Below are 25,613 nucleotides of genomic sequence, written 5' to 3'. Positions count from 1 at the left end.
TCGGTGCGCGTTCGTGCGAATCGGCACTCGAATGAACCAGCCTGGTGCAAACACCAATCGGGCAGGCGGTGGTCTCCGCGCGCCGCCGTGTCAGTGCTTGCGATTCGAACCGTGGCGCAGTTGGTCGCGCACTTTCTTCGCCGCGAAGAGCGGCACGTAATCGAACACGCGGGCGTCGTGCCGATAGTCGGCGAGCGTGTCCGCGTACATCTTCGAGACGGTTTCCGGGGGCGTGTCGGTTTCCTCGGCGATGCTTTTCACCACTTCGTCAACGTTAGGCTCGGGTTGTGACATAGGACTTCTCCACGCAAGGGAGGCGGGTTGGACACCAGGACGCTCGGACACCAGCAGTCATTAGAGGATGCGATCGGCGGCGATGCAAATTGAATCGGTCTATCGCAGGACTCATTCCACAGAGATTTTTGTCTTGCAGTGCGGCAAACGCGCGAGCCACGCGGTGACGCGGAAAATCAATGGGTGTGACGATGATGTATGTCAGGAAAATGCGCATGCGTGTGCGTAATCGGTGCATGCCGATGCGGATGGCTGTGCGGCTCTTTGCCGTCCCAGGCGAAGTCGTGCTCATGCTGATGATGCGCGTCGTGCCGATGCCGATGCGTGTGATCCAGCGCGTGATGCGTGTGCGGATGCTCGTGCCGTTCGCGGATATGCAACCAGACGCCCAGCGTCATGAGCGCGGCGGCGACCCAGAATAGCGGCGGCGGCATGTCCGGCCACAGCAGCCACGACAAGGTCACGCCGAACAGCGGCGCGACCGAGAAATAGGCGCCGGTACGCGCGGTGCCGAGATTGCGCAGCGCCACGACGAACAGCACGAGGCTCACGCCATAGCCCGCAAAACCGGTCAGCATCGCGAGCGCGAGGGTCGGGACATTCGGCCAGGCGGCGCCGAGCGAGAGCGCAAGCGCGACGTTGACCGAACCGGCCACGAGTCCTTTCACGCAGGCAATGAACATCGCATCGTGGGTGGATACCTTGCGGGTGAGATTGTTGTCGACGGCCCAGCACGCGCATGCGCCGGCCAGCAGCAGCGTGCCGGGCGGCAGTCCGGCCGCGCCCGGCTGCCACGACAGCGCCACGCCGCCCGCGACGATCGCGGCCATGCCGAGGAACACCTGCACGTCGACGTTCTCGCGGAACACGATCCACGCGATCAGCGCGGTAAAGACGCCTTCGAGGTTCAGCAGCAGCGAGCCCGTGGCGGCCGGCGTGGTTTGCAGACCCAGCATCAGCAGGGCCGGCCCCGCGACGCCGCCCGCCACGATCGCGCCGGCGAGCCACGGTACTTCGCGCAATGGAAAATGCCCACCATCGCTCTGCCGCGCGGCGGCGCTTGCCTTGAGCCGGCGCGCCAGGATCACCGCGGCGAGACCGATGCCGCTGCCCAGGTAGAAGAGGCCGGCGAGCAGAAACGGCGACAGCGAGCCGAGCAGCGCCTTGGCGAGCGGGGTAGTCGCGCCGAACAGGGCGGCGGCGAGCAAGGCGGTGAAGGCGGCGTTGGAACGGCTAGGCATAAGCGGACGATTCGAGTGGAAACGGGCGATGCCGACACGATACCGCTATCCCGGGGGCGATGCCTGGCGCTCCCGCGCCGGGCGACTAAAGCCCGCCGCGGCGCGCGTTCGTGGCGGCGCGCAAAGCGGCCGGCCGACGCGCTCGCGCCAGAAGCAGGCGCGGCCAAGGCTGGCCCGCGCGGTCCGCATCGACCCCATGCCGCTTCCGGTTCGAGTAGACTGTGCGACGATGCCGCCCGCGACTAGCAGGGCGGCAACCTTCTATCCGCTCGTGCACGGAGGCTCCGTTTATGCATGCTGTTCCCCCGCTCGAACAAGATGCGGTCGATGCACCGGCTGACGCGACGCTCGCTCATGCGGCCGCGCCGAATTCCACCCACGCACCCGCGAACGCCCACGCGCCGGGTCAGGGGGCCAATCAGGCGCCGGTGCGCGATCTGCGCCGCGTCGGTATTCACCCTGACTATTGGTATCCGCTCGCGTGGTCGCATGAGGTGAAGCGAGGCAAGACGCATGGCGTCACGTTCGCCGGCGATCCGATCGTGCTGGCGCGCACCGAGGGCGGCAAGGTGTTCGCGCTGGAAGACCGCTGCGCGCATCGTCAGGTGCCGTTGCATCAGGGCGTGGTGGATGGCGAGTCGATTCGCTGCGGCTATCACGGCTGGACTTACGACTGCTCGGGCAAGTGCATCGACGTGCCGTATCTGGGCCGCGAGCGTCTGCCGAACGGCGTGCGTTCCTATCCATGCCGCGAAGTCGAAGGGCTGATTTTCGTGTTCCCCGGCAATGCCGAGCTGGCCGATGAAAGGCCGCTGCCCGCGTTCGGCTCGGTGTCGGACAAGAAGTACAAGACGCGCCGTTTCGGCCGTCCGGTGAATTGCCACTACTCGTTCATGCACGAGAACCTGATGGACATGAACCATCAGTTCCTGCATCGCCGGCAAATGGGGCAGATGCGCGCGCGTTCGTTGGGGCGGCGTCACGGCGACGGCTGGGTCGAGGTCGATTACACGTTCGCGCGCATGGCCGGCCAGCAGCCGATCGGCGAGGCGATCGTATTCGGCCAGAGCCGCAAGACCGGCGGCGACAACGACAAGGACGTCATGACGATCCGCACCGAGTATCCGTATCAGACGCTGCAAATCCGTACGTCGGAGCAGACGCTGGTGATGGATTTGTGGATTGTCTACGTGCCGCTCGATCGCGAGCAGCGCACCAATCGCACGTTCGGGCTGCTGTCGATCCGCAAGCCGGGGATTCCCGGTGTGCTGAATCTCGCGTGGCCGTTGCTCGTGTGGTTCACCGAGCGCATCTTCAAGGAAGACCGCGAGATCGTCGAAGCCGAACAGCGCGCGCACGATTTACAGGGCGCCGACTGGAATCACGAGGTGTTTCCGGTTATCAACGAACTGCGGGCCTTGCTGCGCGAGCGCGGCGCGCCGGATCAACGGGTGGGCGCCGGCACCGGCGACACCGCCGTGATTCGCTTCTGGGATTCGCGTCAGGGCAGTCCGCTGGCGAAAAGCTGATAGGCGGTTCTGGCGCCGCGGGCCGCGGCGCCACGCCACGCCAATGCAATGAATAGCTGCAATCGCGCATAAGCGAACGTCAGCGAACTTTGCACCGCGCGACGAACTAATCCATCTCCGCTCGGTAGGCAATCGGCCATCTTCGGCCACCTTCGGGCAGCGATAATGGCATCTCATGCGTGAAGGTTTGCGCCATTCGACATCCGCAAGCCGCGCGCCCGTGTACCATTTCGCTTTTCCTCATTTTCAAGAACACCTCGTGACGACGCAACACATCCCCACCGCCTCCCGCAAATCCCTCACTCTGCTGCAAGTGCTCGGCATCATCGGCGCCGCCGGCCTGATTGCTTCCATCCTGCTGAATCAGCTGCTCTAGTCCACGCTTAAGACGCACGCCGGCACGCGCTGCCGGCTTCATCGCTATTCCGATTTGCCATGTACAAGAAGGGCGTAGCCGTCGAGATCCAGTTTTCCCCCGAGCGGCTCAACGACGGCGCCGGCGATCCCTACTGGATCGATCTGACGCGGGCCGAAGCGCAGCGGTTGCTGCAGAGCTTGCAAGCGCGCCTTGCGGAAAGTGGCGCGGGCACTGCCGCGCCGCTCGTGGTGAGCCTCGATGAGACGCCCGCATCGCAAGCAGCCGATGCGCCGGATGCAGCGGGCGAAACCGCAGCCTCGGCGGATGACTTCAAGCAATGGGTCTGTGTGATCTGCGGCTGGGTCTACGATGAAGCCGCGGGCTTGCCCGATGAAGGCATCGCGCCCGGCACGCGCTGGGCGGATGTTCCGGCCGACTGGCGCTGCCCGCTCTGCGACGTGGGCAAGGAAGATTTCGCGCTGGTCGAGTTTTGAACTCGACCAACATAAGGCATTAAAGCCGGCACTCACCGCGCCCGCACGGTGCGCGTGTACGATGCAATCATCGTCGCCAGTTCCTGCGCGGCGGGCGTGAGCGGAATGGCCGCGCGTTGCAGCAGGCACACGTTCTGTTCGACCGCGCGCTCGCGCACATCGATCGACGTGAGCGTGCTTGCGAACGGCCCGCGTTTCGCGACGACCGACGCTTCCAGCGACAGGCAATCCGTCGCGCCGACCAGATGCAGCGTCTCGTACAAACCTTCCACGGTCGCGACGATTTTCGGCGGCGGCAGGCCGTGGCTTTCAAACAGATGACTGAGCCGGTTGATTTGCGGATCGTCCGTGAGATTCGGCGAGCGCGTCGCCGCCCACGTGCAATCGACCAGTTCGGCCAGCGACGTCGCACCGGCTTTCGGATGACCCTGGCGGCAAACGATCACCGGATCCGACGCATAAAGCGGCGTCACCGACAGATCGGCCGTATCGGTGTGCTTCGACACCAGCGCGACCGCGAAGTCGAGCGAGCCTTCGCGAATCCACGAGATCATCATCCGCGAGGTGCCGGTACGCAGATGCACCGCGACCCGCTCGAAGCGTGAGCGAAATTCCATCAGCACCGGCGCGAACGCGTCGACCAGCGGCTCGGTGGTCATGCCGAAGGTGACCTCGCCGATGTAGTCGCCACGCAATTGCCGCACTTCCTGCTCCGCACGCTCGCATTCGCCGATGATGGCGCCGGCCCGCTGCAACAGGCGCTGGCCGAGCGCGGTCAACGCGATGCCGCGATTCGTGCGCGTGAACAAGGTCGCGCCCAGCATCGATTCCAGGTTCTGCAATTGCTGCGTGATGCCGCTCTGCGCGATGCCGAGCGCTCGCGACGCCGCGCGGATGCTGCCGTGCTCGGCAATGGCGGTGAACGCGCGCAGTTGGGAAATCGTCAGCGCCATGAAAGCTTCTGTTGGTGATCGGGAAAGGTGATCATGATAGTCCGGATGGGACTGTTTCAAAGCGCGGGTGCGGCATAGGATCGGTTTGTCGTCCTCCACCCCATCCACTTTTCCCGTCCATGAAAATTCCGCTGATGATCCTGAGCGCCGCGCTGATTTTTAGCGGCGGCGCGTTTGCCGCCGAGCCCGACACGCTGCGCCTCGGTATCGATCCGAGCTATCCGCCGATGGACGTCAAGGCGCCTGACGGCACCTTCAAAGGCTTCGACGTCGATCTCGGCAACGAAATCTGCCGGCGCATCCACGCGCGTTGTGAGTGGGTGGAACTCGAATTCGCGGGGATGATTCCGGCGCTGCAGGCGCGCAAGATCGATGCGATTCTGTCGTCGATGGCGATCACCGAGAAGCGCGAACAACAGATTCTCTTTTCGTCGAAGCTCTTTCAATTCAAGTCGCGCTTGATCGCCCGAGAGGGTTCCGCGCTCGCGGGCGGCTTGAATGCGCTGGCCGGCAAGCAGATCGGCGTGCAGTCCGGCACGCAGTTCGAAGGCTACGCGCTGAAAAACTGGGCGCCGATCGGCGCGCACGTGGTCGCCTATAAGAGTCAGGACGAAGTATTCGCCGACCTGCGCAATGGCCGGCTCGACGGCGCGCTGCTCGGTTCGGTGGAAGCGGACATCGGCTTTTTGCGCACGCCGGCGGGCAAGGGTTTTGCGTTTGTCGGCGAACCGCTTTCGATGGGCGACCGCGGCGTGGGCATCGGTTTGCGCAAGGATGAGACCGCGGTGCAGGCGTCCATGAACGCGGCGATCGCTTCGATGCTCAAGGACGGCACGTATGCGCGGATCGCGAGGAAGTACTTCGACTTCGATCCCTACGGCAATTGATCGTTTAGCTTCTTACTCTTTCTATCTTCTTCAGATCATCCGCTCATGAACAGGCAATCGATTCCGCTCTTGTCGCCGGCTATCGGCACGCACCGCGAACTGGTGTCGTTTCACTTCGGTCCGGCTGGGAGCGGACAGAAGATCTATATCCAGTCGTCGCTGCATGCCGACGAAACGCCCGCGATGCTGACGACTGTTTTGCTCAAGCGTCGATTGCTAGAACTCGAAAAGCGGGGCGCGCTGAATGCGGAAATCGTGCTGGTGCCGGTGGCGAATCCGGTTGGACTCGGCCAGTACCTGCTGGGTCAATTTCTTGGACGATTCGATTTAGGCAGCGGCAAGAACTTCAATCGGCACTTCATGCAGTTCCCGAAACTGGCGACGCGGGCGAAGGAGGTGCTCGGTTCCGACGCGGAAGAAAATCGGCGGATCGTGCGTGAACTGATTGCGGCTGAGTTGACGGAACAGAAGCCGTTGACTGAATTCGAGTCCTTGCAATTGGCTTTGCTGAAGCTCTCTTTCGACGCGGATGTCGTGATCGATTTGCATTGTTCCCTGGAAGCGGCAATGCATCTCTATACGAGCGAAGCAGCGTGGCCTGAGTTCGAACCATTGGCCCGGTATCTCGGCGCGCAAGCGTCGCTGCTTGCCACTAACTCAGGCGGCGAGTCGTTCGATGAGACGCATGGCTTGTTGTGGTGGAAGTTGCAGCAGGACATGCCGGCGGATAAACCGGTGCCGACTGGAACGATTGCGGTGACGGTTGAATGCCGCGGGCAGCGCGATGTTTGTTATGAAGCGGCGCAAGAAGATGCCGACGCGCTTGTCGATTATCTCGCGTGGCGCAAGGCGATTCTGATCGACGCGAAGCCGCTGCCCGAACTGCCGACGCCTGCGACGCCGCTCGCCGGCAGTGAGCAGTTTTATGCGCCGGTGAGCGGAATCCTGATTCATCGCGCGAAGATTGGTGACAGGATTCGCGTCGGCCAGGCTTTGTTCGATATCGTCGATCCGTTGACCGATGAGACAACCACGGTGTCGAGCAATACCGAAGGCGTGTTTTATATGCGGCGGGCGATCCGGTTCGTGACGGCCGGCGCGCCGCTGGGGCGTGTGACGGGCACGCGGCCGTTCAGGACGGGGGTTTTGCTGGGAGCGTGAAGGTTTTGCGTCCCCCAGCGCTCCCAACGCGACTTAACCGGTAACCAGAACCGGCGCGACCGCAGCCGGATCGCTGATGCTCGGCCGCCCATTTTCGACGTGACCCGCCAAGCGACGCGAGAAACTCGCGTCGTCGTTATTCGTCACCGTCAAGTCGTACCAGTGATGGCTCGACGCCAGCACCCACGCCTCTTCGATATGTGCGCCGGCCGGCACCAGCACCGGACGCACGCGCGCACCGTAAGCATTGTCGGTCACCGTCAAGCGAGCCACGCCACCGCCCTTGTTGCTGAAACTCAGAAACACGTTGCCGTTCGCCACGTCGTATTGCACCTTCACCTCAGGCTGCGCCGGCTTGTCGTTGCCGCGAGAACTCGCAGCCTTCTGCGTGTCGCCCGCGAACTTCCGAACGAAACCATTCGGCCCGAACACTTCGAAGGTATAGGCGCCATTCGTCGTAGTCAGGTCGAACGTTTCCTTGAGCGACTTGCCCGCCTCGACCGTGTAACGCCACGGACCATCCGTGCGATTCGTCGCATACACGTAGAAATGCGCGCCCTGGTCGCCGGAATTGCCGAACGAAATCTCGAACGTGTTCTTCTTCACATCCGCGTGACCGTTCACATGCAACTCATACGGCAACGCGCGCGCGAAACGAATCCCGCTTTCCTGCGGATCGATCGCGCCAGGCGCCGCGGGTACAGTCGGCTTCGGCTGGGTCGCGCACTGATTGTCGGCGATGCTCTTGTAGTTGCTCGTGTCCGGCAGCGGCGGCACCTTGGAGTCCGGCGTGCGGAAATCGAATGCAGCCGTCAGATCGCCGCAGACCGCGCGGCGCCATGCCGTGATGTTCGGCTCAACCACACCGAACCGCGTTTCGATGAAGCGAATCACCGACGTATGATCGAACACCTGCGAGCATACAAAACCGCCCTTGCTCCACGGCGACACGATGGTCATCGGCACACGTGGTCCGAGGCCATACGGCAAACCGTCGGCGGTATAGCTGCCGCCGCGCGCGGGATTCACCACGTTATGGATTTCGCCCTCGGTGCTCACCGTCGATTTGCCTTGCGCGGGCGTCGTCGCCGGTTGCGGCGGCACGAGGTGATCGAAGAAGCCGTCGTTCTCGTCGTACATGATGAACAGCACGGTCTTGCTCCACACCTCGGGATTCGACGTCAGCGCATCGAGCACCTGCGACGTGTACTCCGCGCCATACGCGGGCGTATAGCTCGGGTGTTCCGAGTACGCGGCGGGCGGGCACAGCCACGAGACTTGCGGCAGCTTGTTCGCCAGCACGTCGGCCTTCAGATCGGCGATCGTGCGAACGGTTTGCGCACGCTCATACAAAGGCGAGCCCGGCTGCGCGTTGATGAAGTTCGTGAAGTTCTGCAAGACGTTGGTGCCGTAGTTGCCGTTCAGCGGATCGGCGCCCGTCAGACCCTGCTGATACACCTGCCACGAAATGCCCGCGGCTTGCAGGCGTTCCGGGTACGTGGTCCACGAGAGCAACTGATAATTCGGCGGACCGTCGCCGTCGACGAAATCGTTGTTGTCGAGCAGCGGACCGCCCAGCGTGCCGGTCGGATCGACCATGCCGGTCATCAGATATGAACGGTTCGGGTGCGTCGGTCCCGGCAGCGAGCAGAAGTAAGCATCGCAGACGGTGAAGGCATCGGCCAGCGCGTAGTGGAATGGAATGTCGCTGCGCAGGTGATAGCCCATCGTCATGTCGGTCTTGGTGGCCGGCCACTGGTCGTAGCGGCCGCCGCCGATCGCGGCATGGGTCTTGTACCAGGAGTGATCGAGATCGCCGACGCATTGCGCGCTGGTCGTGGACGTATCCAGATGGAACGGCAGCACCGGCTTCGTGGGGTCGGCCTTCGACGGCTGATACCACACCGGCTTGCCGTTCGGCAGCGGAATCGGGAAGCGGTCGTTGTAGCCACGCACACCGCGCAGGTGGCCGAAGTAGTGGTCGAACGACCGGTTCTCCTGCATGAACACGACGATGTGCTCGACGTCGCGAATCGTGCCCGTGCGCGAAAACGCGGGCACGGCAAGCGCATTGCGAATCGACTCGGGCAGCGCGGTTAGCGCGGCGGCAGCGCCGGCGGACGATGCCACGGTCTGCAGGAAACGGCGACGGCTATTTGATGTCATCGAATATCACCTTCTGCGGGGGGAAAGAATAGCGCGCCTCGCGCGCCGGGGGAATGGGCTTGGGGAGTTAGTTGCTGCCGGCGCTGTCGCCTGGTGCGTAACGCATCACGGGCGCGACTTGCCGGCTGTCGGCGGCGAGACTGGCTTGCATGTTTTGCGTGATTGCGTCGGAAGCGGCGAACGGGTTCTCCGCGAGCGGTGTGGACGCCGCGGATGACGTCCCCGCGTTTTGCGCAACATCGCTGTTGTTCGCAATCGTGGGCGACGAAGATGCCGAGGTTGTTGAAGCAGTGGCAGCCGGTGGCGAATCATCCGCGCCGCAGCCGCTCAACGCATACATTGCAAGCGCGATAAACAGCGCACTCGCGAGGCGTTTGTCTCTTCTCATGTCCGCATCCGGTTTCGTGAAAGCGGATGCAGTCTCTAATCCTTCCGAGAAATATTTGTGAAACGTTTGAGAGTCAGTGAAACTTGTTCGATGCGTCGGTTCTTCGAAAGGCGATGGAAAGCGATCAGCAGGACAATGTTCACCGCAGCGCCATATGTCCGGTCGTTTTGGCGTATCGAAAGATCACGGCTTGGCCTATTCCGGTAAATTCATGACACGCATCGAAAGACCTTTCGACATCACGCGTCTCGAAGACGAATGGCTCGAAGCGGATGGCTTCGGCGGATTCGCATCGGGCACGGTCGGCACGCTGCGCACGCGCCGCTATCATGCGTTGCTGCTCACCGCGACGCGAGCGCCGGGAGGGCGCATCGCGCTCGTCAATGGCGTGGAGGCGTGGCTCGAAACCGATGGCGCGCGTTATCCGCTGAGCATGCAGCGCTATGTGCCGGACGTGGTCTATCCCGACCTGGCGCCGAGCCTTCTTCAATTCGACACCGTGCCGTGGCCGACGTGGCGGTTTCAGCTTGATACGCAGAGGGTGCTCACCGCCGAGGTATTCGTGACCAAGGCGACGTGCGAAACGGTGTTGCGTTGGCGGCTCGATGGCGCGATCAACGGCGTTCAGGCGTTACCCGCGATGCGCGCATTCACCTTGAAAGTGAGACCGTTGCTATCGGGCCGCGACTATCACGCGTTGCACCACGAAAATCCCGCGTTCAATTTCAACGCGCGGATCAGCAACGGCGACGCATGCGTGAGTTGGCAACCCTACGGCGACGTGCCGCTGATCAGCGCAGTCACGAACGGCGTCTACACGCACGCGCCCGATTGGTATCGGAACTTCTGCTACGTTCGCGAGCGCGAGCGTGGCCTCGACTTCAGCGAGGATCTCGCGACGCCCGGCGTATTCAGCTTCGATCTGGCGGCGAGCGAGGCGGTGATGATCCTCAGCGCGCCGAGCGTCACGACCGCATGCACGGCCGCATCCGCCACCGAGCCGACAGCGCAGCCAGGCGCGCGACCACCAACCGCGCATGCCGCGGAGTTGGCGCGCATCGAGGAGCAACGCCGCAGCGCACTCGGCTCGCGGCTGCAACGCTCCGCCGATGCCTACGTGGTCACGCGCAACGAAGGCCGCACGATCCTCGCCGGCTTTCCGTGGTTCACCGACTGGGGCCGCGACACGTTCATCGCGATGCGCGGCTTGCTGATCGCATCGGGCCGACTCGACGAGGCCGAAGCGATCCTGCTCGAATGGTCGGGCACGCTATCGGAAGGCATGCTGCCGAACCGTTTTCCCGACTACGGCGACGCGCCCGAATACAACTCGGTGGATGCGTCGTTGTGGTTCATCGTCGCCCTGCACGACTATCTGGCGACGGGACACGCGAGCGCCGCTACGCGAACGCGTCTGCAGCGAGCCGCCGAAGCCATCCTCGTGGGCTATACGAACGGCACGCGCTTCAACATCCAGGCTTCCGCCGCCGATGGCCTGTTGAACGCCGGCGTCCCCGGCATGCAACTCACGTGGATGGATGCCAAGGTCGGCGACTGGGTCGTCACGCCGCGCATCGGCAAACCGGTCGAAGTACAGGCGCTGTGGATCAACGCATTGCGCATTGCAGCAACGTGGAATCCGCTGTGGCTGCCGCCCGCCGAGCGAGCGTTGCAAGCGTTTCGCGAGCGCTTCGTCGATTCGTCCACGCAGGCGCTGTTCGATAACGTCGACGTGGATTTCATTGAAGGCCGCGTCGATCGCTCGATCCGCCCGAATCAGATTTTTGCCGTGGGCGGTCTGCCGTTTCCGTTGCTCGAAGGCGCGGCGGCGCGCGCGGTGCTCGACCAGGTCGAGGCGCATCTGCTCACGCCGCTTGGCCTGAGAACGCTGGCGCCGTCCGATCCCGCCTATCGCGCGTATTACGGCGGTCCGCCGCTGGAGCGCGATGGCGCCTATCATCAAGGAACCGTGTGGCCGTGGCTGCTGGGCCCGTTCGTCGAAGCATGGCTGCGGGTGCGCGGCAATGCGGCGGACGCTCGCGCCGAAGCCAAGGCGCGTTTTCTCGATCCGCTTCATGCGCATCTCGACCACGCCGGCCTCGATCATCTCTCGGAGATCGCCGGCGGCGACGCTCCGCATGCGCCTGGCGGCACGCCGTTCCAGGCGTGGTCGCTCGGCGAGTTGCTGCGCGTGGAGAAGCTGCTTGCCTAGTTGAAGCCCAAGGTTACGCAAACCGCGCTAGGATGTGAGTCCCACCGCAAGCCTGATGCAAGGACGTCGTCATGCCACCGCTTCGCGCCGCCAATCTGCTCGCCACCGTTGAGGGTTCACGCCTGCATTCGGCCGACTGTGCACATTGGCAACGCTGGGGACCGTATCTCAGCGAGCGTCAGTGGGGCACCGTGCGCGAGGATTACAGCGCGGACGGCACCGCCTGGGATTACTTTCCGCACGACCATGCGCGCAGCCGCGCCTACCGTTGGGGCGAGGACGGCATCGCCGGTTTCGGTGACGACACGCTGAGCTGGTGCGTGTCGCTCGCGCTGTGGAATCGCCGCGATCCGATTCTGAAAGAGCGTCTTTTCGGCCTCACCAACGCGCAGGGTAATCATGGCGAGGACGTGAAGGAGCTGTACTTCTACCTCGACGGCACGCCCACGCATTCGTACATGCGAATGCTCTACAAGTACCCGCACGCCGCGTTTCCGTACCAGGACCTGATCGAGGAAAACGCGCGCCGCGGCGGCGACATGCCGGAGTATGAAATTCTCGACACCGGCGTATTCGACGACTTGCGTTATTTCGACGTGCAGGTCGAATACGCGAAACATGCGCCCGACGATATTCTGATGCGCGTGACGATCGAGAATCGCGCGGACGAGGCGGCCTCGCTCGACGTGCTGCCGCAAATCTGGGCGCGCAATTCGTGGTCATGGAAGGAAAACAAGGAGAAGCCGTCGCTCGCCATCCGCACGGATCACAACGGCGAAGCGCATGTGCTCGGGCATCATCGCGTCCACGACCCGATCGTGGTGACGGCATGGTCGAAAGACGCGCCGCGCATCACGTGGCTGTTCTGCGAGAACGATACCAACGTCAAGCGCCTTTTCAACATGGAAGGCACGGGTCCGTTCAAGGACGGCTTCAACGATTACCTCGTGCACGGCGACGAACAGGCGATACGCCGCGACGCGGGCACCCGGGCCGCGGCGCATGCGCCGATCGAACTCGGGCCGCATGGGCGGGCCGTGGTGTACATGCGCTGGTGTCCGCAGGGCAACCTGGGCGACGCGCAACTCGACGCCGATGCGGTGTTCGCGCACCGCATCGCCGAGGCCGACGAATTCTACGGCGCCCTGCAACACGAAATCCACGACCCCGACGCGCGTCTCGTGCAGCGTCAGGCGCTCGCCGGCATGCTGTGGTCCAAGCAGTACTACCAGTACGACGTGCAGCGCTGGCTGGACGGCGATCCGCTGCAACCCAAGCCGGCCGCCTCGCGCAAACACGGCCGCAATGCGGACTGGCGGCACCTGTGCAATGCGGACATCGTGTCGATGCCGGACAAGTGGGAATACCCGTGGTACGCATCGTGGGACCTGGCGTTTCATGCGGCCGCTTTCGCGCTGATCGATCCGGCGTTTGCGAAGCGTCAGTTGCTGCTGCTGGTGAAAGACCGCTATCAGCACCCCAACGGCCAGTTGCCCGCCTACGAATGGGCGCTCAGCGACGCCAATCCGCCCGTGCATGCGTGGGCCGCGTGGCGTGTCTACGAGATCGACCGCGCGCTCACGGGCAAGGCGGATCGCGATTTTCTGGAACTGGTCTTTCACAAGCTCCTGCTGAATTTCTCGTGGTGGGTAAACCGCAAGGACGCCGACGGCCGCAATATTTTTCAGGGCGGCTTTCTCGGGCTGGACAACGTCGGCATCTTCGACCGCTCTTCGCCTTTGCCGACCGGCGGCCACATCGATCAGGCCGACGGCACCGCGTGGATGGCCGCCTACGCGCTCGACCTGATGCGCATCGCGCTCGAACTCGCGTATGCGAATCACGTGTTCGTCGATATCGGCGTGAAGTTCTTTGAGCACTTCCTGTATATCGCCGAAGCCGTGAGTTGCGACGACGGCTGCGATACGGGCCTGTGGGACAGCGAGGACGAATTCTTCTACGACAAGCTGCGCCTGCCCGACGGCAGCAGCGTGCCGATGCGCGTGCGCTCGATCGTCGGTCTGATTCCGCTCTTCGCCGTGCACGTGCTTGAAGAACGCTTGCATGGCCACTTGCCGTGTCTGCGCGAGCGGCTCGTCTGGTTCCTCGAACATCGCCCCGATCTGGCGAAGCTGGTCTCGCGCTGGAACGAGCCGGGCAAGGGCAATGCGCTGCTGCTCTCGGTATTGCGCGGGCATCGCATGAAAGCTTTGCTGCGCCGGGCGCTCGACGAAAGCGAATTCCTCTCCGACCACGGCGTGCGCGCGCTCTCGCGATTCCATCGCGACCATCCGTTCGTGTTCAACCACAACGGCAACAGCTTTTGCGTCAAGTATCTGCCGGCCGAATCGGATACGCGCGTGTTCGGCGGCAACTCGAACTGGCGCGGTCCGGTGTGGATGCCGGTGAACTATCTGCTGATCGAATCGCTATACGAATTTCACCGCTATTACGGCGACGAGTTTCGCGTCGAGTATCCAACCGGCTCGGGGCAAAAGTTCTCGCTCAGCGAGATCGCCGACGAACTGGCGCGCCGTGCCACCACGCTGTTCCTCAAGAACAGGGACGGCGAGCGTCCGGTGATGGGCGCGTATCCGCTGTTGCAAGCCGACCCCCGGTCGCGCGATCTGATTCTGTTCCACGAGTATTTCCACGGCGACAACGGGCGCGGCGTGGGCGCTTCGCATCAAACCGGGTGGAGCGGGCTCGTTGCATTGTTGCTGCAACCGCGCGCCATGGCCGCGTCGGGCAATGTGCCGCTGGCGGGCGAACCGGAGCGCGCGCCGATTCCGACCGCGCCCACGCCGGCCATGCCGGAACCGGAGCCCGAACGTGAGCCGGTCCTGGCTTCCGCATCGGCGCCTGTATGGCGTGCCCGGCTGCGCACCTGAACGCCGGCTGCGGCCGGGTTAGGCGCGGTCTTTCCTGTATCGCCAGGTTCTTTTCATTGCTTTTCGAACGTGAATCCCATGTCGACTACACCGAATACCCCGCCATCCGATAGCCCCGGCCGCGAACTTAGTTGCAAGATCAGCGCGCGGGCGCACGATGCGCCCGCCTCGCCGGCCGGCAAGCGGCCCGCGCCGCCTTGCACGCTGGTGATCTTCGGCGCGGCCGGCGATCTGACGAAACGGCTCCTGATGCCCGCGCTGTACAACCTCGCGGTGGACGGCCTGCTCGACGGCGGCATGAAAATCGTCGGCGTGAATCATGGCGCGCGTGAGACGAGCAAGTGGCGCGACGATTTGCACGCGTCGCTGCGGCAGTTCGCGGCGGACAAAGCGAGCACCTTCCACGCCGGCAAGCTCGACGACACAGCGTGGGACTGGGTCGCGCAACGCCTCGACTACATGGCCGGCGAATTCGAATCGGACGAGACGTTTGCGAAGCTCAAGCAGAAGCTCGATCAAACGCCGGGCGGCAACGTGATCTTCTATCTCGCGGTCGGCTCGCGCTTCTTCGAACCGATCGTCGAGCATCTCGGCCAGGCGGGCTTGCTGAAAGAAGGCGAGGGCGCGAGCGGCGGCTTTCGCCGCATCGTGATCGAGAAACCGTTCGGCACCGATCTCGCCTCGGCGCGCGATCTGAACGCGCACATTCTGTCGTATGCGAGGGAATCGCAGGTGTATCGCATCGATCACTTTCTCGGCAAGGACACCGTGCAGAGCATTCTCGCCGTGCGCTTCGCGAATGCGCTGTTCGAGCCGATGTGGCGGCGCGAGTACATCGACAACGTGCAGATCAGCGCGGCCGAGACCCTCGGCGTGGAAGGGCGCGGCAAGTTCTACGAGCAGACCGGCGCGTTTCGCGACATGGTGCCGAACCATCTGTTCCAGTTGCTCGGCATGGTCGCGATGGAACCGCCCAATTCGTTCGACGCCGAAGCCGTACGCGACAAGAAGGCCGAGATCTTCGACGCGATCCAGCCGCTGAAGCCGGACGACGTCGTGTTCGGTCAATACGAAAACGGCCCGGCGGGCATCGGTTACCGCGAGGAGCCGGACGTCGCGCCGAACAGCACGACCGAAACCTACGCGGCGGCCCGCGTGTTCATCGAGAACTGGCGCTGGGCCGGCGTGCCGTTCTATCTGCGCACCGGCAAGCGGCTCGCCGCGCGCCGCACGGAGATTGCAGTGCAATTGAAACCCGTGCCGTTCCGCCTGTTCCGCGACACACCCGTCGACGCATTGACGCCGAACGTGCTGACCTTGCGCATCGATCCGGCGCACGGCACGAGCTTCGACTTCAACGTGAAAACGCCGGGGCCGGTGATGCGGATCGGCGCGGTGCAGTCGTCGTTCGATTACGGCGACTTCTTCGCGGAACGTGCCAACGTCGGTTATGAAACCTTGCTGTACGACTGCATGCTCGGCGACGAGACGTTGTTCCAGCGTGCGGACAGCATCGAAACGACCTGGTGCGCGGTGGACGACGTGCTGCATCCGAAAACCGGCGGCGCGCTTGCGGTGCACGGTTATGCGGCCGGTAGCGACGGACCCGCGCAGGCGGATGCGCTGCTGGCGCGCAACGGCCATGCATGGCGGCCATTGAAAAAGAACGCAATCGAGAAGAAGTGACGCGATCCAACGCTTCAATACGACACAACCGGGGGACACCGTGGCGACACGTAGGGCGAAAGTAAAAGACAGCACCGAGCGGATTCTCGCGATCGACGTTGGCGGCAGCGGCCTGAAAGCCGCGATCATCGGTGCGGACGGTCAGATGCAAACCGAGCGCGTGCGCGTGGCGACGCCGCATCCGTGCACGCCGGATCAGTTGGTGGATGCGCTGGCGAAACTGGTCGAGCCGCTCATCAAACAGGCGCCGCCTTCGCTGATGTCGATCGGTTTTCCCGGCGTGGTGCGTAACAACCGCATTCTCACGGCGCCGCACTTCGGCGTCGAGGGCTGGCACGACATTCCGCTCGCGGATGCGTTGGCGCAACGCCTGGGCGGTTTGCCGGTTCGCATGATCAACGACGCCGAGATGCAGGGCTTTGCCGTGATCGAAGGCCACGGCATCGAATTCGTGCTGACGCTCGGCACGGGCGCGGGCACCGCGCTCTTTCGCGACGGCGAGCTGATGCCGCACCTGGAGCTTGCGCATCATCCGGTGAGCAGGAAGGGCGTCGCATACGACGAGTACATCGGCGAGGCCGCGCGTGAACAGGTGGGGAATAAGCGCTGGAACCGGCGCGTGCAGAAGGTGATCGGCATACTGAACTCGCTGGTGAATTACGACAGGTTGTGGATCGGCGGCGGCAACGCGGCGCGTCTCACGATCGAGTTGCCGGCCAACGTCGCAACCGTTTCGAACGATGCGGGTATTCAGGGCGGCGCGCGGCTATGGCATCCGAAGTCCGTGCGCGAAACGCGGCAATTGCCCGAGGCGAATGAACGGATCGGGCGTTTCAAATGACCGGGTCCACAAGCGGCACCTGGCGGAATAAGAACATGTCGACGGAATAAAGCGCTCGGTCTAAACGTTTGCCGTCGACGGGCACCCCACTTTCCAACGGATCAACAATGAAAACATCGCGCCGTCATTTCCTGCTGCTGAGCGTGGGCGTGGGCTCATCGCTCGTGCTGTCGCGCGCCGCGTTCGCCGACACCGCCAACGCGCTCAGCGAAGCCGATCCGAAGGCGCAAGCCGTCGGCTATAAAGAAGATGCGTCGAAGGTCGATAAAGCGAAATTCCCCGGCTATGCCGCCGGGCAAACCTGCGGCAATTGCTCGCTGTTCCAGGGCAAAGCCACCGACGCCTACGGCGGCTGCACGCTGTTCGGCGACAAGCAGGTGGCCGCGCGCGGCTGGTGCGGTTCGTATACGAATATGTGAGCGGCGCGTTCGTTGATTGAACACGCGCTGCGGGCGCGCGCGGATTCGGCGCGCTTCAGCGCAACGCGCCCAGCGCCAGTTCGTGCGAATGGCCGATCCATACCGCGGCGTCGCGATGATCGCGCAAGGCGTCGCCGGTATTCGGATGCAGGAAAACATCCAGCGCGCCGTGATTCAACGCGAGCCAGCCGACCAGTTCGGCGAACTGCTCGTGCGCGAACGCGAGCTGATACGACCACATGGGATGCGGTCCGACAGGCCGTTCGTGGAAACGGCCCATTTGCAGCTTGCCGTTCCAACGCGCTTCGATTTGCTCGCGAAAGGCCCACGCGGCGTCGCGGCTGCTCGAATCGAAATAAACGTGAGCGTGCCAGTTGGCAATTACTGAGGTGTCGCGAAAGGTCATAACAAAGTCCGTTGGGTTCGACGCGTCGGGGCAGTCTTTATCCGCCATTTATTCTGCTTCGGTTTTCCGCCGACGCGCGCGGCGCACGCCTCATGTGAAACTGTCTGTCATCTTCGCCGATGGTTTCGAAGCCCAGGCGCTCGTACAGGCGCTTCGCGGGATTGCCTTTGAGCACGTTCAGCGTGACCGGCAGCGCTTCCATCTGCGCGGCTTGCAGGACGGTATGCAGCACGCGTTCGCCGATGCCGCGCCCTTGGTGTTCAGGCGAGATTTGCAATTGCACGACGACCCACTCGGTGTCGGTGCGGTGTGCTTTGAGCAAGCCGGCCGGCGCGCCGTCGATGCAGATCACGCGCGCTGTGTCGTAACGATGCAGCACGCGCGCGCGATGTTCGGCGTCGTCCGAAGCGTCGCCGGCGCGTGCGAGGTGTTCGGTCATGGTCGCCTTGCGCAGGTCGAACAGAAAGGCCTCGTCGGCGCTCAGCGCCGGGCGCAGGGTGAGGGCGGGTTCGTGATCGGACATGTCGGTAACGTTTCCGGCGAGGGCGACGGTCAGTAAAAATTGGCGTGAATTGTCGAGCCAGCAGCGCTTTTTTACCACGCGGTCAGGTTGTCGCCTCTCGACTTCATTGCTCGAAGCACACGCCGATGTCATCGACCGATGCTCTTATCGATGCGGATCAGCATATCGCCGCGCGCGCCGTCTCAGGCACTGCCGGACTTTGCAGCTTGTGAGACGAGGTACGGCCTCAGTGGGCGTCATCAGGCGCAGCGACCCGCCGCGCCTTGGTATGCAAATTGGCATGCGCTTTGCTTTTGTCTCACCCGCGAACCGGGGAGTGCGCAATTTCGATGCCTGCTCGCGCCAGGCGGCGAACCGCCGCGCGGCCGGCGTTTCGTTCAGTTTCTTCCGGCGTCGTTCGTTCAACACGGCGAATGGCTTAATGAACTTTGCGAGGTGGGCTATGGAGATTATCGAGCTTGAACCTAGCGTCTCGGCAGACGGACGCGCGGTGATTTTCCAGCTTTCGGCGCGAGGGCGGGAGCTCGAATGCGCTGTGACGCGCGAGGCGCTGGAACAGCACTTCTGGCTGCAACGCGACGCCGGCGAGGAACGCGTACTGAAGACCTTCGCGGACGGACGCAAGCGCATCATCGCCGTCGCCGAACGAAAGATGCTGGCGCGGCCCGGCGAAAAAGTCCTGTTGACGATCAGCGACTTCGCCGCGCGAGGTTGATGTTTTTCGCCGGGTCGAGCGTCGCTCGGCACCGGCCCGTCCGCCAGTTAACTCACCACACTCACCACGGCGTAACCGGCCCGCACGCCTCTGACATCGGATGAAAGCGCCGCGTTACGCCGATTCGTCAAATTAGCCTGCCAATTCCCCTCGCTTCGACCAATTGCCGTCGCATGCCCTCGCCTACACTGTTTTCCATGGAGCGACAAAACACCGAGCCCCATCGACGCGGTCTCCCCCCGCGTTGTTTTGAACCGTACCGTTGATGGCAGTGTGCCGCGTTGTCGAATGCGGCAGGGCAGTAAAGCAGTAGGAAGTAGAAGCAATGCAAACGGCGCGCGATCCACGCAAGAAGCGCGCGAATCAGTAGGGGGTTGCAGCCAGGCGTAGTTGAAGGCGAAGGACCCGGCTGCGATGCAGTCGCAGTACAAGGCAGCACCCGCTTTTGCAGTAGCAGTAGGAACAACAAGCACGGCAGCAACAGCAGCAATAGCAGTTCAGTCGGTAATCGCTTTTTGCAGCAGCAGTTGAGGTAGCAACAGCTTGATTGGTTTGCGGTGGTGACAGGTCGGCAGGCATCCACGCGCATGCACGACCCTTCCATCCTGTCCGGCCCTGTTCTCTCGCGGGAACAGGGTCTCTTTTTCGTTTGAACCACTCCTCCGACGTTTAAGCCGGCCTTAATAGTTGCTTGCCATGATGGCGACACGGTCTCGCAGTCGAGCCCTGTCAAGCCGCCGGCGTTTCGGCGGCGCTTATCGCCGAAGTCGTGCAGAATTCGGTGGTCAAGCTGAAAGTCAGCGAAGGAGGTTGAACGATATGTCCAGTAAGTCGCGAGTCCGCAAGCACAGCCAGTCGGCCATGTCCCCGCTGTTGCGCGCGCTGACCTTTAGCCGCACCGCACACGAGCCGGTCACCACGGCGATGGTCCTGCAGGCCTATAGCGCGCTCGACGCGTTCCGGCACAGCCACGGCTCGCGGACGCTCCACACGACGTTGAGCCGGCATTTGCTGGTCTCGCAAGAGCTTGCGCGGCTTGGGCTCGGCGAGGACTTGCTGGCCGACATCGAAAGCGCGCATGCCGCGATGGTTCAGGTCGACGCCCGCGAGCATCGCGACGGCGCGTGGACCGTCGAGGACGACGAATACGCCCGCCTGTGCGCGGCGCTGGCGATTCTGGACGGGCAATTGTCCGTCGCATCATTGAGTGAGATTGCGAGCGCCGAAGCGCGAATGATCGAAGGCTTGATGCGCTCCGCGCAGATGCGGGCGATCGCCGAAGCGGCGGTCTGATCGGTACGGCAGTCTCGCTCCGATACTGCGCCAACGAAAACGCCCCGCATGGGGCGTTTTTGCATTGCAGCGGCTTCGCGCCGTGCAGCGAAAACCGGCGATCGACGCAAAAAAGCCTCTCGTGCCGCGCGGAGACGACGAGTCTCCGTAAAGATCCCAATCGACCGCCACGCCGGCGTCGGGCAGCGTTTGCCGGAGTGATCCGCGCTTGCTAGACTGCCTCACCCTACCTACCGCAAGCGCGTTGTTTGCGTTCATACGCGTACCGGGCGTTCACGTCCGCGGCGCGATCAATCGGAGACGCCATGTCTTACATGCTGCTCATCGTCGAACCCCCGCATCAACGCATCGAGCGCGGCGAAGCCGCTGGGCGCGAAGTCTACGACCAGATGGTGCGTTTCGCCGCCGACCTGAAAGAACGCGGCAAACTGCTCGCCGTCGAATCGCTCACCTCGACGAAAGACGCCGTGCGCGTGCAGGTGCGCAACGGCCAGCCGAAACTGCTCGACGGCCCGTTTGCCGAAGCCAAGGAAATGATCGGCGGTTTCTTCCTGCTCGATTGCGAAAGCCGTGACGAAGCCGTGGCGATCGCGCAAGCCTGTCCGGCGGCGTCGTGGTGCACCGTCGAGGTTCGCAAGCTCGGACCTTGTTTCGCATAAGCGATAGGCGCATCCGTTGGCATTGACCGGGGGTTTTCCCTGGCGCGTCGCTAGGGGTGTCGATCCGGTCGTGCATCGCTCGTCGTGTGAGTAAGGAGCCAGCAAGGCTGCACGGCTCTCCCTCTCACCACGAAAAGGAGTAACGGGGATGCGATTCATGATCCTGGTCAAGGCGACGGCCGCCAGTGAAGCCGGCGACATGCCCGACGAAGCGCTGCTGGCCGCGATGGCGACCTATCACGAAGAACTGGCCAGGGCCGGCGTGCTGCTCGACGCCACCGGCTTGCAACCGAGTTCGAAGGGCTGGCGCGTTCACTACAGCGGCGGCAAGCAGACCGTGGTGGAAGGTCCGTTCGCGGAAACGAAGGAACTGATCGCCGGCTACACATTGATTCAGGTCCGCTCGCGCGAGGAAGCGATGGAATGGGCGCGGCGCTTTCCGGCGCCCTTCGGTGAGCAGGCCGAGGGCGAAATCGAAGTGCGCCAGCTATTTCAACTCGACGACTTCGAACCCGGCCCGCAAGTCGAGCGATTCCGCGAACTGGAAGCGGCCAGGCGCTGAGCCGCGCGTCGATCCGAACGCCGCGCCGCATGCGCGGCGGCACCTGCCCAAACGCGCGGTCGCCGCGCAGCACCACCTGACCAACGGATGCTCACCATGCACAAGCAGATTTACGTCAATCTCGCCGTCGACAATCTCGAACGGTCGAAGGCCTTCTTCAGCGCGATCGGTTTCAGCTTCGAGCCGCGATTCACCAACGACCAGGCGGCGTGCCTGATCCTCGGCGAGAACCTCTACGCGATGCTGCTCGTCAAGGCGCTGTTCAAGTCGTTTACGCATAAGGCGCTTTGCCACCCGAAGGAAAGCACCGAGGTGCTGGTGGGCCTGTCATGCGAAAGCCGGGGCGAGGTGGATGCGCTGGTCGCGAGGGCGCTCGCCGCGGGCGGCACGGCGCCCCGCGCGCCGCAGGACTACGGCTTCATGTACGGCCACGGCTTCGAGGACATCGACGGTCACGTCTGGGAGCTGATCTACATGGACCCGAACGCCCAGGCGGCGGGCTGAACTCGTGACGATACCGGCCACCCATCGTGCCATCGAGGCCGTCTGGCGGATCGAATCCGCCAAGGTCATTGCCCACGTCGCGCGGATCGTGCGCGACGTCGGGCTCGCCGAGGAGCTGGCGCAAGACGCGCTGGTGGCCGCGCTCGAGCATTGGCCGGAGGCCGGCGTGCCCGACAATCCGGGAGCATGGCTAATGGCGACCGCGAAAAACCGTGCGCTCGACCGCTGGCGGCAGGAAGCGCTGCATGCCCGCAAGCGCGAAGAATTGGGCCACGATCTCGACGCGCTGGAGGCTCACCTCGTGCCCGATTTCGTCGATGCCCTCGATGCCGCGCGTGCCGACGATATCGGCGACGATCTGCTGCGGCTGGTGTTCACCGCGTGTCACCCGGTGTTGTCCACCGACGCGCGCGTCGCGCTGACGCTGCGGCTGCTCGGCGGCCTCACCACCGACGAAATCGCGCGGGCGTTTCTCGTGCCCGAGCCGACCATCGCGCAGCGCATCGTGCGGGCCAAGCGCACGCTGTCGGCGGCCAAGGTGCCGTTCGAGGTGCCGCAGGCCGACGCGCGCGCGCCGCGGCTCGCGTCGGTGCTGCAGGTGATCTACCTGATTTTCAACGAAGGTTATTCGGCCACCGCCGGCGACGACTGGATGCGTCCCGCGCTATGCGAGGAAGCGCTGCGGCTTGGGCGGGTGTTGAGCGGTCTCGTGCCCGACGAAAGCGAAGTGCATGGCCTCGTCGCGTTGATGGAGATTCAGGCGTCGCGCACGCATGCGCGCACCGATGCCGAGGGCCGTCCGGTGCTGCTGCTCGATCAGGATCGCAGCCGCTGGGATCCGCTTCTGATTCGCCGCGGACTGGCCGCGCTCGACGCCGCGCACGCGCTCGGCGGCGCGAGCGGTCCCTATGCGTTGCAGGCGGCGCTGGCCGCGTGTCACGCGCGCGCGCGCCGCGCCGACGACACCGACTGGGCGCAGATCGTCGCGCTCTACGACGCGCTGGCCCAGGTGGCGCCGTCGCCGGTGGTCGAACTGAATCGGGCGGTGGCGGTGGGCATGGCGTTCGGGCCGGCTGCCGGTCTGGAGATCGTCGACGCGCTCGCCGCCGATCCCGCGCTCGCCAACTATCACTGGCTGCCGAGCGTGCGCGGCGATCTGCTGGCGAAACTGGGGCGCACGGAAGAGGCGCGCGCCGAATTCGAACGCGCGGCCACGATGACGCGCAATGCGCGCGAGCGCGAGTTGCTGCTCGAACGTGCGCGCGGCGGTGCGCATTGAATCGTATGAGCCGCTAGCGAATCAACTGACGCACGCCCAGCGCGACGATCAGGCCGCCGCACACGCGATCGATCCACGCCTTGCAGCGCCGGTACGCCGTTGCGATGCGTGCGTGCGACAACGTCAGCGCGACGAATCCATACCAACTGCTCGCGACGACGCCCACCATGCCGAGCATCGCGGCAAAGGTTCCCACGCTCACATGCGCCGGCGCGGCCGAAGAGAACACGGCGGCGAAGAACGCCATCGACTTCGGATTCGCGATGTTGGTCGCGAAACCTTGCGCGAAGGCCTGCCGGAAGCCGCCCGCCGACGCCTTCACGCTTTGCGCCGGCTTGCCCGCCGACGCGTTGACGATCAGCCGGCCGCCGAACCAGATCAGATAAGCCGCGCCTGCCACTTTCACGACCAACGCGAGCCACGGAAACGCGGTGAATACGATGCCGACACCGAGAATCGCGCAGCTTGCCCAGAGCAGGTTGACCAGCACGATGCCGGCGACCATCGCGAGCGCTTCGACGCGCGTGGCCGACGCGGCCTTGTGCGCAACGGCGACGAAGTTCGGCCCGGGGATCACGACACCGGCCACATATACGGAGAAAACGCCTAGAACGGCAGAGCTATCGATCACACACCACTCCTTATCGCGGACAGTACGGCGCGGCGCAATCCGAGGATACGTCCGCTAGCCGTTGTTGCATCGAATCAAGCCGAGAAAAACGCCACCGCGCCCATTACCACGCCGGCCGTCGCCACCACGAACGACAGATTGCGCAGCCATCTCTTGCGAGTCAGCAAGGTGATCGCGCAAAGGGCGATCGCGACCTGGATCAACGTCGTGGCCTGCGCCCAGCGATGATGGCCGTGCAGAAGGGCTTCACTCTTGGCGTCGTTGTCCAGCACTTCCTTTTCGATCGCCTCGGCCTTCGCGCGGATCGGTTCTTTCTGCTGCTTGTACTTGTCGACATCCGCGGCGAACTTCGCGTGGGCATCGGTGTTGCCGGGCGAGAGCGCCTCGCCGAGTTCGGCGAGGTTCTGCTTTTCGCCCTTGGCCTGGTAGTAATTCCATTGGTTCGACGCTTCGGTCTTCTTGATGGCGGCTTCGTTCTTGTAGTACAGCGCCAGGTTTTCGCTGTTGCCGCTCTGATAGGCGCACAGCGCGCCGATCGTCGCGAGGACCGCCGTTATCACGGCCATGCGGCCCGCAAAGGGGTCCGCGTCATGATGGCCGGCGTGCTGAACGGCATGGTCGTGCGGACCGTGGACTTCATATTCTTCAGACATCCGATTCTCCGAGGCAGGGCTTTTCTTTTGATGTGCGGGCGGCGCGCGTGCTGGCGACATGCGTGCAAGCCGCGCTGCGATGCGCGGGTTGCGGGGCCGGCGGGCCTCAATCTTAGCGTGTGGCGAGGGGGGAGGGGGAAGGCGTTGGGTTGGGGCCGCTGGGCATACGCGCACAAAATCTGCGATCATCGCTCGCACTCTCAACGCTCCTTAACTTTCAGGCGTTCCCGCACCTTCGCCCTTCAAATGTCCACTCACTCCACCCACCTCACCACCGACCGCCTGACCCTGCGTCCGCACACCCGTGACGATTTCCTCGATAGCTATGCGATGTGGTCCGATCCCGAGGTGATCCGCTATATCGGCGGCAAACCGTTCACGCGCGAGGAAGTCTGGGCGCGTCTGCTGCGTTACGCCGGACATTGGGCGATGCTGGGTTACGGCTACTGGGTGGTGCGCGAGACGCAGAGCGGCCGGTTTCTCGGCGAGGTCGGCTTCGCCGACTATCACCGCGAGATCGAACCTTCGTTGGGCACGCCTGAAATCGGCTGGGCCCTGGACCCGGCGGCGCATGGCCGCGGCTACGCGACCGAAGCCGTGCGCGCCGCCTTGCGTTGGGCCGACACGCACTGGCCCGGCGCTGAAACGGCCTGTATCGTCGCGCCGGACAATCAGCCTTCGCTGCGCGTCGCCGACAAGTGCGGCTATCGCGAGCACCTTCGCACCACCTACAAAGGCAAGCCGACCATCGTGCTGCGTCGCGCGGCAGACGCGGCTTGAGCCGGTGGCGCGCGGTGGGCGGTGGGCGCGTCGGCGGTTGAGCGCCTCGTTGCAATCCGGTCGACGGCTCGATGCATCCAACTCGCGA

At 63.9% G+C, this 25,613-nt stretch carries 26 protein-coding genes; 17 read left to right on the top strand and 9 right to left on the bottom strand.

Annotation, left to right across the window (positions count from 1 at the left end):
- Positions 1-90 precede the first annotated feature (90 nt).
- Both CUJ90_RS23455 and CUJ90_RS23450 read right to left on the bottom strand, forming a co-directional pair.
- Positions 91-294 carry a DUF3562 domain-containing protein gene (locus CUJ90_RS23455; RefSeq protein WP_073429693.1) on the bottom strand — a complete coding sequence of 68 codons (204 nt, stop codon included), beginning with the start codon at positions 292-294 and terminating at the stop codon, positions 91-93.
- A 176-nt stretch (positions 295-470) separates the two neighbouring features.
- Positions 471-1,535: a DMT family transporter gene (locus CUJ90_RS23450; RefSeq protein WP_083081923.1), complete on the bottom strand. Its 1,065-nt coding sequence runs from the start codon at positions 1,533-1,535 to the stop codon at positions 471-473.
- Positions 1,536-1,825: 290 nt separating this feature from the next.
- Here CUJ90_RS23450 and CUJ90_RS23445 point away from each other — a divergent pair, with 290 nt between their 5' ends.
- From CUJ90_RS23445 to CUJ90_RS23435, 3 genes are all read left to right on the top strand, one after another.
- Entirely contained in the window at positions 1,826-3,064 is a 1,239-nt protein-coding gene (locus CUJ90_RS23445) for an aromatic ring-hydroxylating oxygenase subunit alpha (RefSeq protein WP_114164030.1), read from the top strand.
- A 175-nt stretch (positions 3,065-3,239) separates the two neighbouring features.
- Positions 3,240-3,440, top strand: a complete 201-nt coding sequence (locus CUJ90_RS23440; protein ID WP_073429696.1) for a hypothetical protein — start codon at positions 3,240-3,242, stop codon at positions 3,438-3,440.
- A 59-nt stretch (positions 3,441-3,499) separates the two neighbouring features.
- Complete coding sequence (locus CUJ90_RS23435; RefSeq protein ID WP_073429697.1) at positions 3,500-3,916, top strand: rubredoxin; 417 nt, start codon at positions 3,500-3,502, stop codon at positions 3,914-3,916.
- 32 nt (positions 3,917-3,948) lie between these two features.
- Here the strand turns inward: CUJ90_RS23435 and CUJ90_RS23430 are convergent, their stop codons facing one another.
- On the bottom strand, positions 3,949-4,869 hold the full coding sequence (locus tag CUJ90_RS23430) for a LysR substrate-binding domain-containing protein (protein ID WP_073429698.1): 921 nt from the start codon (positions 4,867-4,869) through the stop codon (positions 3,949-3,951).
- A gap of 119 nt (positions 4,870-4,988) precedes the next feature.
- On the opposite strand from CUJ90_RS23430, the gene CUJ90_RS23425 reads away from it, so the two are divergent.
- Positions 4,989-5,756: a transporter substrate-binding domain-containing protein gene (locus CUJ90_RS23425; RefSeq protein ID WP_083081929.1), complete on the top strand. Its 768-nt coding sequence runs from the start codon at positions 4,989-4,991 to the stop codon at positions 5,754-5,756.
- A 45-nt stretch (positions 5,757-5,801) separates the two neighbouring features.
- On the top strand, positions 5,802-6,917 hold the full coding sequence (locus tag CUJ90_RS23420; RefSeq protein ID WP_114164029.1) for a succinylglutamate desuccinylase/aspartoacylase family protein: 1,116 nt from the start codon (positions 5,802-5,804) through the stop codon (positions 6,915-6,917).
- A 33-nt stretch (positions 6,918-6,950) separates the two neighbouring features.
- On the opposite strand, the gene CUJ90_RS23415 is transcribed toward CUJ90_RS23420, so the two are convergent.
- Positions 6,951-9,083, bottom strand: coding sequence for a phosphocholine-specific phospholipase C (locus CUJ90_RS23415; RefSeq protein WP_114164028.1), 2,133 nt, complete (start codon positions 9,081-9,083; stop codon positions 6,951-6,953).
- A gap of 67 nt (positions 9,084-9,150) precedes the next feature.
- Positions 9,151-9,471, bottom strand: coding sequence for a hypothetical protein (locus tag CUJ90_RS23410; RefSeq protein ID WP_114164027.1), 321 nt, complete (start codon positions 9,469-9,471; stop codon positions 9,151-9,153).
- Between the two features lie 211 nt (positions 9,472-9,682).
- Between CUJ90_RS23410 and CUJ90_RS23405 the strand changes: the two genes are divergently transcribed.
- The 5 genes from CUJ90_RS23405 (at position 9,683) to CUJ90_RS23385 (ending at position 17,520) form a co-directional block, all read left to right on the top strand.
- Positions 9,683-11,683, top strand: a complete 2,001-nt coding sequence (locus CUJ90_RS23405; RefSeq protein WP_114164026.1) for an amylo-alpha-1,6-glucosidase — start codon at positions 9,683-9,685, stop codon at positions 11,681-11,683.
- A gap of 71 nt (positions 11,684-11,754) precedes the next feature.
- The gene (locus CUJ90_RS23400; protein WP_073429704.1) at positions 11,755-14,574 is read left to right on the top strand and encodes an MGH1-like glycoside hydrolase domain-containing protein; all 2,820 of its coding nucleotides are present in this window, start codon (positions 11,755-11,757) and stop codon (positions 14,572-14,574) included.
- A 78-nt stretch (positions 14,575-14,652) separates the two neighbouring features.
- Positions 14,653-16,260 (top strand): glucose-6-phosphate dehydrogenase, encoded by a 1,608-nt coding sequence (gene zwf, locus CUJ90_RS23395; protein ID WP_114164025.1) that lies wholly within the window; start codon positions 14,653-14,655, stop codon positions 16,258-16,260.
- Between the two features lie 40 nt (positions 16,261-16,300).
- Entirely contained in the window at positions 16,301-17,101 is an 801-nt protein-coding gene (locus CUJ90_RS23390; RefSeq protein ID WP_114164024.1) for an ROK family protein, read from the top strand.
- Positions 17,102-17,208: 107 nt separating this feature from the next.
- On the top strand, positions 17,209-17,520 hold the full coding sequence (locus CUJ90_RS23385; protein WP_083081942.1) for a high-potential iron-sulfur protein: 312 nt from the start codon (positions 17,209-17,211) through the stop codon (positions 17,518-17,520).
- A 55-nt stretch (positions 17,521-17,575) separates the two neighbouring features.
- Here the strand turns inward: CUJ90_RS23385 and CUJ90_RS23380 are convergent, their stop codons facing one another.
- Positions 17,576-17,926, bottom strand: a complete 351-nt coding sequence (locus tag CUJ90_RS23380; protein ID WP_114164023.1) for a DOPA 4,5-dioxygenase family protein — start codon at positions 17,924-17,926, stop codon at positions 17,576-17,578.
- Positions 17,927-17,963: 37 nt separating this feature from the next.
- On the bottom strand, positions 17,964-18,449 hold the full coding sequence (locus CUJ90_RS23375) for a GNAT family N-acetyltransferase (protein ID WP_114164683.1): 486 nt from the start codon (positions 18,447-18,449) through the stop codon (positions 17,964-17,966).
- A gap of 442 nt (positions 18,450-18,891) precedes the next feature.
- Between CUJ90_RS23375 and CUJ90_RS23370 the strand changes: the two genes are divergently transcribed.
- The 6 genes from CUJ90_RS23370 to CUJ90_RS23345 all read left to right on the top strand — a co-directional run bounded on the left by CUJ90_RS23370 (position 18,892) and on the right by CUJ90_RS23345 (position 23,461).
- Positions 18,892-19,164 carry a DUF1488 family protein gene (locus tag CUJ90_RS23370; RefSeq protein WP_083083025.1) on the top strand — a complete coding sequence of 91 codons (273 nt, stop codon included), beginning with the start codon at positions 18,892-18,894 and terminating at the stop codon, positions 19,162-19,164.
- Between the two features lie 819 nt (positions 19,165-19,983).
- The gene (locus CUJ90_RS23365; protein WP_073429710.1) at positions 19,984-20,457 is read left to right on the top strand and encodes a hypothetical protein; all 474 of its coding nucleotides are present in this window, start codon (positions 19,984-19,986) and stop codon (positions 20,455-20,457) included.
- A 305-nt stretch (positions 20,458-20,762) separates the two neighbouring features.
- The gene (locus tag CUJ90_RS23360; protein WP_083081947.1) at positions 20,763-21,116 is read left to right on the top strand and encodes a YciI family protein; all 354 of its coding nucleotides are present in this window, start codon (positions 20,763-20,765) and stop codon (positions 21,114-21,116) included.
- A gap of 148 nt (positions 21,117-21,264) precedes the next feature.
- Entirely contained in the window at positions 21,265-21,678 is a 414-nt protein-coding gene (locus tag CUJ90_RS23355) for a YciI family protein (RefSeq protein ID WP_083081949.1), read from the top strand.
- 96 nt (positions 21,679-21,774) lie between these two features.
- Entirely contained in the window at positions 21,775-22,182 is a 408-nt protein-coding gene (locus CUJ90_RS23350) for a VOC family protein (protein WP_073429739.1), read from the top strand.
- 4 nt (positions 22,183-22,186) lie between these two features.
- The gene (locus CUJ90_RS23345; protein WP_073429713.1) at positions 22,187-23,461 is read left to right on the top strand and encodes an RNA polymerase sigma factor; all 1,275 of its coding nucleotides are present in this window, start codon (positions 22,187-22,189) and stop codon (positions 23,459-23,461) included.
- A 13-nt stretch (positions 23,462-23,474) separates the two neighbouring features.
- On the opposite strand, the gene CUJ90_RS23340 is transcribed toward CUJ90_RS23345, so the two are convergent.
- Positions 23,475-24,092 carry a LysE family translocator gene (locus CUJ90_RS23340; protein WP_114164022.1) on the bottom strand — a complete coding sequence of 206 codons (618 nt, stop codon included), beginning with the start codon at positions 24,090-24,092 and terminating at the stop codon, positions 23,475-23,477.
- A gap of 74 nt (positions 24,093-24,166) precedes the next feature.
- Positions 24,167-24,745 carry a DUF4337 domain-containing protein gene (locus tag CUJ90_RS23335; protein ID WP_073429715.1) on the bottom strand — a complete coding sequence of 193 codons (579 nt, stop codon included), beginning with the start codon at positions 24,743-24,745 and terminating at the stop codon, positions 24,167-24,169.
- A 246-nt stretch (positions 24,746-24,991) separates the two neighbouring features.
- Between CUJ90_RS23335 and CUJ90_RS23330 the strand changes: the two genes are divergently transcribed.
- The gene (locus CUJ90_RS23330) at positions 24,992-25,525 is read left to right on the top strand and encodes a GNAT family N-acetyltransferase (RefSeq protein ID WP_114164021.1); all 534 of its coding nucleotides are present in this window, start codon (positions 24,992-24,994) and stop codon (positions 25,523-25,525) included.
- Positions 25,526-25,613 lie beyond the last annotated feature (88 nt).

Source organism: Paraburkholderia terricola (assembly GCF_003330825.1).
GTDB classification, from domain to species: domain Bacteria; phylum Pseudomonadota; class Gammaproteobacteria; order Burkholderiales; family Burkholderiaceae; genus Paraburkholderia; species Paraburkholderia terricola.
The sequence above is the reverse complement of the archived record's forward strand: the minus strand, read 5'-3'. Positions and strand labels throughout refer to the sequence as shown.

Bases quoted from the DNA above. Each gene is read 5' to 3' on its own strand.
- CUJ90_RS23455 (WP_073429693.1), bottom strand. From the start codon at position 294: ATGTCACAACCCGAGCCTAACGTTGACGAAGTGGTGAAAAGCATCGCC.
- CUJ90_RS23450 (WP_083081923.1), bottom strand. From the start codon at position 1,535: ATGCCTAGCCGTTCCAACGCCGCCTTCACCGCCTTGCTCGCCGCCGCC.
- CUJ90_RS23445 (WP_114164030.1), top strand. From the start codon at position 1,826: ATGCATGCTGTTCCCCCGCTCGAACAAGATGCGGTCGATGCACCGGCT.
- CUJ90_RS23440 (WP_073429696.1), top strand. From the start codon at position 3,240: ATGCGTGAAGGTTTGCGCCATTCGACATCCGCAAGCCGCGCGCCCGTG.
- CUJ90_RS23435 (WP_073429697.1), top strand. From the start codon at position 3,500: ATGTACAAGAAGGGCGTAGCCGTCGAGATCCAGTTTTCCCCCGAGCGG.
- CUJ90_RS23430 (WP_073429698.1), bottom strand. From the start codon at position 4,869: ATGGCGCTGACGATTTCCCAACTGCGCGCGTTCACCGCCATTGCCGAG.
- CUJ90_RS23425 (WP_083081929.1), top strand. From the start codon at position 4,989: ATGAAAATTCCGCTGATGATCCTGAGCGCCGCGCTGATTTTTAGCGGC.
- CUJ90_RS23420 (WP_114164029.1), top strand. From the start codon at position 5,802: ATGAACAGGCAATCGATTCCGCTCTTGTCGCCGGCTATCGGCACGCAC.
- CUJ90_RS23415 (WP_114164028.1), bottom strand. From the start codon at position 9,083: ATGACATCAAATAGCCGTCGCCGTTTCCTGCAGACCGTGGCATCGTCC.
- CUJ90_RS23410 (WP_114164027.1), bottom strand. From the start codon at position 9,471: ATGAGAAGAGACAAACGCCTCGCGAGTGCGCTGTTTATCGCGCTTGCA.
- CUJ90_RS23405 (WP_114164026.1), top strand. From the start codon at position 9,683: ATGACACGCATCGAAAGACCTTTCGACATCACGCGTCTCGAAGACGAA.
- CUJ90_RS23400 (WP_073429704.1), top strand. From the start codon at position 11,755: ATGCCACCGCTTCGCGCCGCCAATCTGCTCGCCACCGTTGAGGGTTCA.
- zwf (WP_114164025.1), top strand. From the start codon at position 14,653: ATGTCGACTACACCGAATACCCCGCCATCCGATAGCCCCGGCCGCGAA.
- CUJ90_RS23385 (WP_083081942.1), top strand. From the start codon at position 17,209: ATGAAAACATCGCGCCGTCATTTCCTGCTGCTGAGCGTGGGCGTGGGC.
- CUJ90_RS23380 (WP_114164023.1), bottom strand. From the start codon at position 17,926: ATGACCTTTCGCGACACCTCAGTAATTGCCAACTGGCACGCTCACGTT.
- CUJ90_RS23375 (WP_114164683.1), bottom strand. From the start codon at position 18,449: ATGTCCGATCACGAACCCGCCCTCACCCTGCGCCCGGCGCTGAGCGCC.
- CUJ90_RS23370 (WP_083083025.1), top strand. From the start codon at position 18,892: ATGGAGATTATCGAGCTTGAACCTAGCGTCTCGGCAGACGGACGCGCG.
- CUJ90_RS23365 (WP_073429710.1), top strand. From the start codon at position 19,984: ATGTCCAGTAAGTCGCGAGTCCGCAAGCACAGCCAGTCGGCCATGTCC.
- CUJ90_RS23360 (WP_083081947.1), top strand. From the start codon at position 20,763: ATGTCTTACATGCTGCTCATCGTCGAACCCCCGCATCAACGCATCGAG.
- CUJ90_RS23355 (WP_083081949.1), top strand. From the start codon at position 21,265: ATGCGATTCATGATCCTGGTCAAGGCGACGGCCGCCAGTGAAGCCGGC.
- CUJ90_RS23350 (WP_073429739.1), top strand. From the start codon at position 21,775: ATGCACAAGCAGATTTACGTCAATCTCGCCGTCGACAATCTCGAACGG.
- CUJ90_RS23335 (WP_073429715.1), bottom strand. From the start codon at position 24,745: ATGTCTGAAGAATATGAAGTCCACGGTCCGCACGACCATGCCGTTCAG.
- CUJ90_RS23330 (WP_114164021.1), top strand. From the start codon at position 24,992: ATGTCCACTCACTCCACCCACCTCACCACCGACCGCCTGACCCTGCGT.